This is a genomic window from Paenibacillus sp. strain BS8-2 (genome assembly GCF_054483835.1).
The window spans coordinates 5,176,477-5,189,121 of record NZ_CM137010.1 but is presented as its reverse complement, the minus strand read 5'-3'; the positions used below and the strand labels follow the sequence as shown (position 1 = coordinate 5,189,121).

Below are 12,645 nucleotides of genomic sequence, written 5' to 3'. Positions count from 1 at the left end.
TTAACTAACAGCTGAGGAGTGAAACGGATGCAAGCTAGATTATTGTTGGAAGACGGAACGTTGTTTACGGGTCTGTCCTTCGGAGCGGAAGCGCAAATGATGGGCGAGGTCGTGTTTAATACCGGGATTACAGGATACCAAGAGGTACTCTCCGATCCTTCGTACTGTGGTCAAATCGTGACCATGACTTATCCGCTGATTGGCAACTACGGTATTACAAGAGACGACTTTGAGGCGCTTCGTCCGCATATCCATGGCTTCGTTGTACGTCGTCATGAGCCAGTGCCAAGTAACTGGCGCGCACAATATTCCCTTGGACAACTGCTCAAAGAATATGGCATTCCAGGTATCAGTGATATCGACACACGTATGTTGACGCGCAAGCTTCGCCACTTCGGCACGATGAGAGGTCTCATCACTACAGGTAACGAGCGTATCGAAGAGCTGACTGAACGTCTGGGTTCTTCGGTCCTGCTTACGGATCAAGTCGCACGTACGTCGACCAAAAATATCTTCTCGAGCCCAGGCAACGGCGAACGTATCGTATTGGTCGACTTCGGTGCAAAAAGCGGCATCCTGCGCGAGTTGACGCAACGCGGCTGCGACGTAGTTGTGGTGCCTCATGACACAACGGCAGAAGAAATTCGCCGTCTGGCTCCGGATGGCATTCAGCTATCTAACGGCCCTGGGGATCCGAAGGATGTTCCACATGCGGTTAAGATGATCTCTGAGCTGCTTGGCGAATTCCCGATCTTCGGCATTTGCTTGGGACATCAGTTGTTCGCACTGGCTTGCGGCGCAGACACAGGCAGACTGAAATTCGGTCATCGCGGCGGCAACCATCCGGTAAAAGAACTGTCTACGAACCGTTGCTACATCACGTCTCAGAACCATGGCTATACCGTTCTAGATCATACGGTCCACGGTACTCAACTGACAGTTACTCATATCAATAACAATGACAAAACGATTGAAGGGCTTAAGCATAACGTACACCCAGCATTCTCGGTTCAATATCATCCGGAAGCTGCGCCAGGTCCATTCGATTCCAGCTATCTGTTCGACGAATTCCTAGAGATGATCCGCGAGCACAAAATAAACAACCCGCAGAAACCGCGTCAAGCCGTCTTGTCGGAGACGTTGAAAGGAGAGCTTGAATATGCCCAGAAATAATCAACTGAAAAAAATTCTCGTGATCGGGTCCGGTCCGATCGTCATCGGTCAAGCGGCAGAGTTTGACTATGCCGGCACGCAGGCTTGCCAAGCACTTAAAGAAGAAGGCTATGAGGTTGTACTGATCAACAGCAACCCGGCTACGATTATGACGGATACAAACATGGCTGATAAAGTTTATATCGAGCCAATCACACTGGATTTCGTTTCTCAGATCATTCGTCAAGAACGTCCAGATGGTCTCCTGCCTACACTTGGCGGTCAAACAGGTCTGAACATGGCTGTTGAGCTCGCGCGTGCTGGCGTATTGGAACGCGAGAATGTTAAGCTTCTGGGCACACAGCTGATTGCGATCGAGAAGGCTGAAGACCGTGACCTGTTCCGAGATCTAATGCGCGAACTAGAGCAGCCAGTTCCGGAAAGTGAAATTGTAACAACTGTTGAAGCGGCTGTTGACTTCGCCAATACAATCGGCTATCCAATCATCGTACGTCCTGCTTACACGCTTGGCGGTACAGGCGGCGGTATCTGCGCGAACGAAGAAGAGCTTCGCGAAATCGTGGCTTCCGGTATCCGCTACAGCCCGATCAGCCAATGTCTGATCGAGAAGTCCATCGCCGGCATGAAGGAAGTCGAATATGAAGTCATGCGCGATGCGAACGACAACTGTATCGTCGTATGTAATATGGAGAACTTCGACCCGGTTGGCGTTCATACCGGCGACAGCATCGTAGTTGCACCATCGCAAACACTGTCCGACCGCGAGTACCAAATGCTTCGTTCGGCATCGCTCAAAATCATTCGTGCGCTTAACATCGAAGGCGGCTGTAACGTCCAGTTCGCTCTTGATCCGCACAGCTATCAATACTATGTCATCGAAGTAAATCCGCGCGTTAGCCGTTCCTCCGCTCTGGCTTCCAAAGCGACTGGTTATCCAATCGCGAAGATGGCTGCCAAGATTGCGGTAGGTTATACGCTAGATGAGCTGGTTAACCCTGTAACGGGCCAAACATACGCTTGCTTCGAGCCAACGCTTGACTACATCGTATCCAAAATTCCACGCTGGCCGTTCGACAAGTTCGTCAACGCCAACCGTAAGCTCGGTACGCAAATGAAAGCAACCGGCGAAGTTATGGCGATCGGCCGTACCTTCGAAGAGTCCATCCACAAAGCGGTTCGTTCGCTTGAGATTGGCGCACACCGTATACATCTTAAAGAAGCTAGCTCGCTTGAAGAGTCGGTATTGCGTAACCGCCTGGCGAAGCCGGATGACGAGCGGATGTTCCTTGTGGCAGAAGCGTTCCGTCGCGGCTTCACGCTGCAAGACATCCAGGACATTACGAAAATCGACTGGTGGTTCCTTGACAAAATCGCATCTATCGTCGCTTTCGAGGACAGACTGCGCAAGGAAGCTACGCTTTCCGCTGGTACTCTGTACGAAGCGAAACGCAAAGGTTTCTCTGATCGTTCCATCGCGGAAATCCGCAAGGAAGGATTCCCGAACGGCAGCCATACGACAGAAGCGGATGTTCGTGCATTCCGTCTGCAGAACGGTCTCAAGCCAGTCTATAAGATGGTTGATACTTGCGCCGCCGAGTTTGAAGCGACAACGCCTTACTACTACTCCACATACGAGGTAGAGAACGAAGTAACGGAGACGACGAAGCAGAAGGTTCTTGTACTTGGTTCTGGTCCGATTCGTATCGGTCAAGGTATCGAGTTCGACTACTCGACGGTTCACGCGGTATGGGCCATTCAGAAAGCGGGTTATGAAGCGGTTATTATCAACAATAACCCAGAGACGGTATCCACGGACTTCAGTACGTCAGACCGACTCTACTTCGAACCGCTGTTCTTCGAGGATGTCATGAACGTAATCGAGCAAGAGAACCCGATCGGGGTTATCGTTCAATTCGGCGGACAAACAGCAATCAATCTGGCAGCACCGCTAGTTAAAGCAGGCGTACGCATCTTGGGCTCCAGCCTGGAGAGCATCGATGCTGCAGAGGATCGCAAGAAGTTCGAAGCGCTGCTTCGTAAGCTGAACATCGCGCAGCCGGAAGGCAGCACGGTCACTTCGGTTGAAGAAGCTGTGGTTACAGCACAGAAGCTTGGTTATCCGGTGCTTGTACGTCCTTCGTACGTTCTGGGCGGACGGGCTATGGAGATTGTATACTCCGATTCCGAGCTGCTTAGCTACATGGAAGTCGCAGTGAAGATCAACCCGGAACATCCGGTTCTGATTGACCGCTACATGATGGGCAAAGAAGCAGAGGTGGATGCGATCTGTGACGGCGAGACCGTTCTGATCCCGGGCATCATGGAGCATGTAGAGCGTGCAGGGGTTCACTCTGGCGACTCCATCGCGGTATATCCGCCACAATCGCTCTCTGATGACATCAAGAACCAAATCGTCGACATCACGATCAAGATTGCGAAGGAACTGGAAGTTATCGGTCTCGTTAATATCCAATACGTCATTCACAACGAGAAAGTGTATGTCATCGAGGTTAACCCGCGTTCGTCTCGTACCGTACCGTTCTTGAGCAAAGTGACGAACCTGCCGATGGCGAATCTTGCTACTAAAGCTATCCTGGGCACAACGCTTGCATCACAAGGATATGTAGACGGATTGTGGCCTGAGGATGAGTATGTCTCTGTAAAAGTGCCAGTATTCTCCTTCGCGAAGCTCCGCCGCGTTGACCCGACTTTGACGCCAGAGATGAAGTCCACTGGCGAAGTTATGGGCCGCGACGTTCAGTATGCGAAGGCTCTGTACAAAGGTCTTATCGGTGCAGGTATGAAAATTCCGACATCCGGTACGATCATCGCGACTGTTGCGGACAAAGATAAGGAAGAAGCGACAGAGTTGCTGCGAGGCTTCTACAATATCGGCTACAAGATTATGGCAACAGGCGGCACAGCAGACGCTCTGGAGGCAGCAGGATTATACGTACAGCGTGTCAACAAGCTAAGCGAAGGCTCGCCTAATATTCTTGACATGGTTCGTGAAGGCAAGGCGCAATTTGTTGTCAACACATTGACCAAAGGCAAGACGCCTGAGCGTGACGGCTTCCGTATTCGCCGCGAAGCTGTTGAGAACGGCGTAGTCTGCATGACCTCGCTCGATACGGTTCGCGCATTGCTTCGTATGATGGAGACAATCAACTTCTCGTCCCATGCGATGCCGGTTCTAAGCAAGTCGAGCAAATAACAAATGAATAGGGGGAATCGCAAGTGAAGCTATCACGAGATGAAGCCGCGAAGCGAGTTATGGTTGCTCTGGATTATCCAGAGGCAGCCGCGGCCGAGAGATTGATCGAGGAGCTGAAGGGCATTCCCTGTTATATGAAGGTGGGTTTGCAGCTGTTCTATGCTGCAGGCCCATCCTTTGTGGAGAGCCTCAAGAAGCGGGGATATTATGTCTTCCTGGATGTGAAGATGCACGATATTCCAAACACAGTTAAAGGTGGCGCGAATAGCGTCACAAAGCTTGGCGTCGATATGTTCAACGTTCATGCGGGCGGCGGTAAAGCGATGATGGAAGCGGCAATGGAAGGTGTGCAAAGCGCATTAACTGCTGGTTCGACACCTCCTGCGGTTATCGCAGTGACGCAGCTGACAAGCACAAGTGCCGTTGTAATGAATGAAGAGATCGGCATCCATGGCACAGTAGAAGATGCCGTGATCCGATATGCAAATCTGGCTAAAGCTGCCGGATTACAAGGCGTCGTGGCATCTCCTTCCGAGGTTGTTGCCATCAAATCGGTCTGTGGTCCAAGCTTTGTTACAGTAACTCCGGGAATTCGTCCGGCAGGTTCCGATATCGGGGACCAGTCGCGGATTATGACGCCGGGACAAGCACTGAGCCAGGGAACGGATTATATGGTGATTGGCAGACCGATCACAGCTGCGCCGGAGCCGCGCGCAGCGATTGAATCTATCATTGAGGAGCTGATTGCAGTTGACTAACCTGACATTATCGAACTTGCCGGAGACGATTGCGAAGAGCCTGCTCGACATCCAAGCAGTCGCGCTTCGTCCTAACGATCCCTTCACTTGGACATCTGGCCTCAAGTCGCCAATCTATTGCGATAATAGATTAACGATGGGATATCCAGAAATTCGCGACTTGATCGCGGAAGGCTTCGCTACAATTATTCGTGAACGATATCCAGATGCCGAAATTATTGCAGGCACATCGACTGCAGGAATTCCGCATGCCGCATGGGTATCGCAGAAGCTCAACTTACCCATGGCATACATTCGCGACAAAGCGAAGGGTCATGGCAAACAGAACCAAATCGAAGGCCGGATCGCAAGCGGACAAAAGGTCATCGTCATTGAGGACCTGATCTCTACAGGAGGCAGCTCGCTCAAAGCAGCACAGGCTGTTCGCGAAGCCGGTGGCGAAGTGTTGGCCGTACTTGCCATCTTTACGTACCAATTCAATACGGCAACCCAATCGTTCGCGGATGAAGGTTTCCAGCTGGAGACGTTGTCGAACTACTCTGCATTAATCGAAGTAGCTGCTCGGCAAGGTGTTGTAGCGGAAGCGGATATCTCCACACTGCAAGCTTGGCGCGAAGATCCACAATCGTTCGGCAAATAAGATCGTAACGCTATCCTTTGACGAGAAGAATATAATCAAGGAGTGTTGTTCAAGATCAACGAAAGTTGGCTGAACCACACTCCTTTTTTCTTTGAACTGCATCCCGTGGGATTCTACAAACAAACCGATATTATTTGAGTTTCATGTTTCAAATATTTGATCACAATTCCGATATATAGATATGGACAACTAAGATATGGGGAGCGAAAAGGGATGCGTATTTCTTTTGGGGTTAAAATGATTATTTTGGCAGCTGTACCTTTATTATTTTATACGATTTCTGGTCTGTATCTGCTTGGAGAGCAACGTAAAATATTTGATGAATTGAAGTCGTCCATTCATGAAACCTCCAATCAGGTCAGTCAATTGCTGCTAAACGCTGATCGAGACTTGTATCAAGCGAATACCGCTTATATTCTATTGGAGTCCGGATCAATAGATGCCGCTAGAACCAAAGCGTTGAATGAAGAAATGATAGCAAACAAAGATCAAGCTATCGAGAGAGTAACCTCGGCGAAGGGGATATTGGAAAAAGCAGGCCTGCTGGAACTAGATAAAGGAGAATCAGCTTTGAAAGTAGGCGAGATTCTTCATTCGTTCGAGGAGAATTATAACTTATGGTTCAATGAAGCTGCTGCCGCTGCAAACGACGGTAAACCGCTGGCTGTTAATCCTGCTGTTGACGAATTGTTCTTGACTGCTCGCACCGGTGTAGATGAAATTGGGCAGAATATCGAATTGTATGCCAGCGAAAAGATAGAAGGTATCGAATCCGATCTTGACTCGGCACAGCTTATAACGTTTGTAAGTATCATCGTTGTAACGGTTTTACTTATTGTCATGTTAATCCTGATGACTCGTTCCATGACTTCGACGATCCGGTCGGTACTCAACAAAACAAATAAAGTGAGTCAAGGAGACTTAACAGCATCACGAGCGGTTAAGTATGGCAAAGATGAATTGGGCAGCATCTTATATTCGGTTGACGATATGATTGATCGAATGAATAGCCTTATCACTGGCGTTGTGAAGAACGCAGCAGATGTCAAAGCTTCCTCATCCCGGCTATCCATTGCAGCATCGGAATCCGCCGCTGCATCAGAGCATGTAGCTGCACAAATCGCGGAGGTCACTACTAACTCCGAAGTGCAAGCGCGCAGCGCAGAAGAAACATCGCGTGCAATTGAGGAGATGACGACTGGTATTAGCCGAATCGCGGAGAATACAGCGACAATGGCAGATCACTCCTCGGCGATGATGACGGAAGCAGGTGAAGGACAAGAAGCGCTGCAGCGTTTGGAGGATAGAATGCGAGGGCTAGTAGATGTTATTCATCGATTATCTGGCATTATTGAAACTTTGGAGAAACGATCTGGCCAGATTGGTTCCATTGCCGAAAATATAACGACGTTCTCGAACCAAACGAACATTCTGTCCTTGAACGCTTCAATTGAGGCGGCCCGGGCTGGCGAACATGGCAAAGGCTTTGCGGTTGTTGCGGGAGAAATCCGCAAACTCGCTGCAAGCTCGCTTGCGTCGGCAGAAGGAATTAATGAGCTTGTCAGCGAGACAAGAGGAGAAATTGCCAATGCATCGGATGCGATGCGTCAGACAATTGTTGAGATGGAGGATGGAAGCAGACGTGTAGCTGAGCTGAATCACCGCTTGCATACTATCAGCGCATCAATCGATAAGATGACAGAACAGTTGCAAGAGAGCTCGGCGATTACGGAGCAAATGTCCGCTAGTTCCGAAGAGGTCAGCGCGTCCACAGAGCAGTCAGCGGCGTCGGCGGGTGTGAACTTGGAGAAGACTGAGAATGTAGCGGCTGCCACGGAAGAACAACTTGCATTGACGGAAAATATTGCAGACGCTTCCCGCACGCTTGGCACTATTGTAGATCAGCTTGGAGCAGCGGTCGGTCAATTCAAAGTGAAGTCATAATACGGGTTATTGGCTGTTCCGTCATCCGCTGCGGAGCAGCTTTTTTTTTGAATAAATAAGCTTGAAAGTCTGCCCATCTTAGCAATTCGAAAAAAATGAGGGAGATATGACCAAAGTACGTAACTTTTTCTTGGCATATACCGTCTAAGGTGTAAGATTAGAAATATGAAGAAAGAGAATAGGTAGGGGGATGCCGGTACGGAATCACAAACAATGGACCAAAATAAGATCGGGCATACTACTGATCAAATCTCCGAGTCTAGCGACACGACGCAGGTAAAAGCGGATTCGTCGAATGCCCTGTTGATCGTCAACCAAGTGGAACGTATGTTTCAAGTGGGAGGCAACACGCTTCACGTTCTGAAAGGCATACAAATGTCTGTATATCCTAATCAGCTTGTGATGCTGAAGGGGCGTTCCGGCTCAGGCAAAACAACGCTTCTAAATTGTCTGGGAGGTCTCGATACGCCTAGCAAAGGGAAGATTGTGTTCCACGGACTGCCATTCAGCGAAATGAGCGACGACGAGAGAACGCATGTGAGACGCAAGGAGATGGGATTTATTTTTCAGGCGTTTGCATTGATGCCGCTCTTGTCTGCTTGGGAAAATGTAGAGCTCTCGCTCCGCATGGCTCAAACGCCGCGTTCGGAATGGAAAGGTAGAGTAGAGCAGTGCCTGGAGCTCGTAGGTCTGGAGAAACGTATGCATCACCGTCCATTTGAGCTGTCAGGGGGAGAGCAGCAACGTGTTGCCATTGCTAAAGCCATTGCACACAAGCCTCTTCTACTGCTTGCCGACGAACCGACAGCCGAGCTTGATACGGGTATGTCCGCTCAAATTATGTCAGTATTCCAAAATATCATTGCTACAGAAAACGTCTCAATATGTATGACTACACATGATCCTACGATTTTGGAGGTTGCCGACCATGTCTATGAAATGGTGGACGGGAAGTTTATCTAGAGCGTCCATAGTTGCAGCGATGAGCGTATCGCTGGTTTTTGCAAGCGGTTGTTCGCTATTGCCTGACGAGAAAGCGGAGGAGGTGTTGCCTGATATCGTGCCGCCGCAAATATCCAAGAAGCCGGAATACGAGGTTACGACTAAGACGCTGGAAACAAAAGTGCAAGTCATCGGTAAGGTTATATCCACACAGGAAGAAACGTTATACTTTACACTCGACAATAAACATCTTAAAGAACTGTATGTGAAGACCGGTGATAAGGTTGAGGCTGGAGATCTGATCGGTGAACTGGACGTCGAAGATTTGGTGAAGACGCTTCGGATGGAGCGCCTTGCGTTCAAACGTGAAGAAAATGCAATGAAAGAAACGCTTCGGATGCGTGACGAGATGGAGCCGCTGGAATTCGAAGAAAAACAAATCGCTTTCGAGGAGAAACGCCAGAAGCTTGTTGATATGGAAGAGGAGATCGCCAAAGCTACGATCGTTGCTCCTTATGCAGGAACAATCGTATCGGTAAGCGCCCAGAAGGGCGATGTCATTAAAGCTTATGCGCCGATTGCGATTGTAGCGGATACAGGACTTATGACGCCTGCTGCCAAGCTGACCAAAACGGAGCTTGAGAAGATAGCCCCCGGTATGGAGGCGGTTGTCAGTATTAGCAGTGTCGGCAACTTTAAAGGTTCTGTGAAACAGATGCCTATCAAGTCGACCGAAGGCGATGGTAACGGAAATCCGCAAGGCGAGACGAAACCGGAGAGACCAGAGGACTTCATGATCGTCGATTTGCCAGAGCTGCCCGCTGACATTCAGCGCGGTACGCCGATTTCGATCAATATCATAACCAAGCGGACAGAAAATGCCATTGTTATCCCACCTTCTACGCTTCGTAATATCGGTTCGCGCACTTATGTACAAGTGATAGACGAAGAAGGCAAACGCGAGGTGGATGTCGAGGTTGGTCAGCAGACCGCTACGGATATCGAGATTCTACAGGGATTGAAGCCGGGGCAGAAAGTCGTAGGTCGATAGAGTATGGGTATTCCACTATTCCGATTCCTATTCCGCAAGATGTGGAATACAAGATGGCTCACGCTCAGCACAATGGCCGGTCTCATCATGGCTGTTGCATTCGCCACGAGTATTCCGATGTATGCGGATGGGGCCCTGAAGCGGGTTGTCACGCAATCGCTGCAAGAAAAGAGTGTAGGAATGCCTGCGGGATCGCTCCTCATGAGATTCCAAGCGACGCCTGGTGAAGCAACCAATCTCACTGCACTTGGCGAGCTGGAACGCTACATAAAGGAGAATGTCCCCGCAGATATCGGTTTTACATATGACACATACCAACAATCGTATTCCATTCGGAGCTCCGACGTCGTGCCCGAGGATCCTACGAAAGTAGATGCGGGCCGAAACCGGCAATTGTCGCTGATGTCGATGTCCGAGCTCTCCAAGCATGGGGAGATCGCACAAGGCAAATGGTTCGACGAAGCTGCGGGCAACGGAGATATAATCGAAGCCGTCATGCTGGAGGAGGCGATGTACCGCAACGACATCCATATCGGCGATGTATTCGAATATCCGGTTTACGGTGGACTTAATTTAACGCTTAAAGTGAAGATTGTTGGTGCATTTAACCCTATCGATTCAGCGGATTCATATTGGTATCAAGGCTTGGAAGGGCTGTTAGGTACGCTGCAAGTCAGCGAGGCGACATTCCATAAAGTCTTGCTTGAGAAATACAAAATACCGCTTCATAACGGCGGCTGGTATTACGCATTTGATCTGTCCGAGGTCAAGACGAGTCAATTGTCGCCTCTAGGCAGAACGCTGGAACGTCTTAATATTGAGCTGTACCAGAGAATGAAAGATACAAGGGTTGAGATTTCGTTCGCATCTACGCTAACTGAATTCCGCAAGCAAAGTTTGCAGCTGCAAACGCTGCTCTTTACGCTTGCTGCGCCTATGATTGCGATGGTATTCTACTTCATTGCAATGAACGCGCGGCAATCGCTGGATAAACAACGCAGTGATATCGCCGTGCTGCGCAGTCGCGGAGCGGGAACTCGGCAAATTATTTGGATTTATTTGTTAGAAGGCTTGTTGCTTGGAGCCGTCGCATTGGCAACAGGGCCGTTCATTGGCTGGTTTATGGCCAAGAGCATTGGGTCGGCCAATGGTTTCTTATCATTCGTCAATCGGAAGTCTATCCCGGTAGGTTTCTCGACAGAAGCCATTATTGCAGGCGGTGCAGCGGTTCTGCTGGCCATTCTGGCAACTGTCATTCCCGCTGTCATTTACGCTCGTTCGTCCATTGTGAGCTACAAACAAGAGCTCGCGAGATCGGATCGCAAGCCAGCTTGGCAACGTTGGTATCTCGATGTTCTGCTGATAGGAGCAGCGGGATATGGCTGGTACATGTTTAACGAACGGCAGATGCTGACATTCCAGACAGGGATGACGACGGATCAACTAAACGTTCAACCGTTCCTGTTCTTTGTGCCAGCGCTCGCGATTTTCGCTTTGGGATTGTTTTTCCTACGATTGTTCCCATGGCTGCTCAAGCTGTTTAACTGGCTGGGACGGAAGTTTCTGCCTGTTCCGCTATATTTGACGCTGACACAATTGTCGCGTTCGTCCAAAGGTTATTATCCGCTGATGATTTTGCTCGTACTCACGCTTGGTTTAGGCGTATACAATGCCTCGGCAGCGAGAACGATCGATCTTAATTCCACGGAACGCACCTTATATAAATACGGATCGGACGTCATTATTCAGACCGTATGGGATGGCACCGCGATTGTAACGCCGCCAAGCGGCGGAGGTAATGGTGGAGGTAATGGCAATGGCGGCGGTGGCAACGGCGGTGGCGCTAATGGCGGCGGAGGTAATGGCGGTGGCGGCAACGGAGGTGGAGGCGGCGGTGGCAATGGCGGAAGCGTGCCGACTGGCATTTTGTACAACGAACCGCCCTTCGAAATTTTCCGTTCTCTTGACGGAGTAGAAGCTGCTGCTCGCGTACTGAAAACCAAAGGCAATGTCGTCATATCCGGCAAGTCGATTGGTCAAGGAAATGTGCTGGGAATCGACAACAAGGACTTCTCGGAAGTGGCTTGGTTCCGTGACGATCTATATCCCGTGCATCCATTCCAGTATCTGGCGAATCTCGGATTGGCTGAACATGCGGCGATTATTCCAACAGGTGTCGCAGAGAAGTATCAGTTAAAGCTAGGCGATACGATTTCTGTTGGTTTCCCTGAAGGAATGATCGAATTCTCCGTATTCGGCATATTACCATATTGGCCGAGTCAGTATCCGGACAAATCGCCTTTTATCATTACAAATTTGGATTATATCTACGATCAGCTGCCAATTATGCCTTACGAAGTATGGCTGAAGATGGAGCCGGATGCGTTGGTTGCGCCAATCGTCGAGAAGCTGCAGAAGGAAGGCATTGAGCTCGCTTCAGTTGACGATGTGCGGACCGAATTGATTACACAATCGAAACATCCTACACGCGGCGGCGTGTTCGGGATTCTAAGTCTGGGGTTCCTCGTATCCGTCGTCATCACACTTGCAGGTTACATCCTTTATTGGTTCTTTAACTTGTCTGGTCGTGTCGTACAATTCGGCGTGCTCCGAGCGATGGGACTTTCTCGCAAGCAGCTAACAGGGATGCTGCTGCTAGAGCAGCTCTTTACAGCAGGGCTTGCGATTGGCTTAGGCATTGCGATCGGTAAGATCGTCAGCAAAATCTTTTTGCCATTCTTGCAGACTGCCGACAATGTGGAGGAGACAGTACCTCCGTTCCGAGTCGTGTTCGAAGCTAGTGATACGAACCAGCTATTCTATGTCGTCGGTTTCATGATGAGCGTAGGCGCGCTGTTACTCTTCCTGCATATTCGCAGACTGAGAGTTCATCAAGCAGTCAAGATGGGAGAGGAGCGGTAAC

General features: G+C 49.8%; 8 protein-coding genes. All 8 read left to right on the top strand.

The features are described from left to right. Window positions 1–27: 27 nt before the first annotated feature. Window positions 28–1,173, top strand: a complete 1,146-nt coding sequence (locus ACX1C1_RS22695) for a carbamoyl phosphate synthase small subunit (protein ID WP_458954398.1) — start codon at window positions 28–30, stop codon at window positions 1,171–1,173. Beyond that, window positions 1,160–4,387, top strand: coding sequence for a carbamoyl-phosphate synthase large subunit (gene carB / locus ACX1C1_RS22690; RefSeq protein ID WP_458954397.1), 3,228 nt, complete (start codon window positions 1,160–1,162; stop codon window positions 4,385–4,387). Before ACX1C1_RS22695 ends, carB begins: the two co-directional genes overlap by 14 nt. Window positions 4,388–4,410: 23 nt before the next feature. After that, a complete protein-coding gene (pyrF, locus tag ACX1C1_RS22685; protein ID WP_458954396.1) occupies window positions 4,411–5,145 on the top strand; it encodes an orotidine-5'-phosphate decarboxylase in 735 nt (244 codons plus the stop codon). Further along, complete coding sequence (gene pyrE, locus ACX1C1_RS22680) at window positions 5,138–5,785, top strand: orotate phosphoribosyltransferase (protein WP_458954395.1); 648 nt, start codon at window positions 5,138–5,140, stop codon at window positions 5,783–5,785. Before pyrF ends, pyrE begins: the two co-directional genes overlap by 8 nt. A gap of 213 nt (window positions 5,786–5,998) precedes the next feature. Then, window positions 5,999–7,729: a methyl-accepting chemotaxis protein gene (locus ACX1C1_RS22675; protein WP_458954394.1), complete on the top strand. Its 1,731-nt coding sequence runs from the start codon at window positions 5,999–6,001 to the stop codon at window positions 7,727–7,729. 213 nt (window positions 7,730–7,942) lie between these two features. Next, complete coding sequence (locus ACX1C1_RS22670; RefSeq protein ID WP_458954393.1) at window positions 7,943–8,692, top strand: ABC transporter ATP-binding protein; 750 nt, start codon at window positions 7,943–7,945, stop codon at window positions 8,690–8,692. Further along, window positions 8,658–9,722, top strand: coding sequence for an efflux RND transporter periplasmic adaptor subunit (locus ACX1C1_RS22665; protein WP_458954392.1), 1,065 nt, complete (start codon window positions 8,658–8,660; stop codon window positions 9,720–9,722). The genes ACX1C1_RS22670 and ACX1C1_RS22665 overlap by 35 nt, the downstream gene beginning before the upstream one ends. 3 nt (window positions 9,723–9,725) lie before the next feature. Beyond that, on the top strand, window positions 9,726–12,644 hold the full coding sequence (locus ACX1C1_RS22660) for an ABC transporter permease (RefSeq protein WP_458954391.1): 2,919 nt from the start codon (window positions 9,726–9,728) through the stop codon (window positions 12,642–12,644). The last annotated feature ends 1 nt before the right edge of the window (window position 12,645 follow it).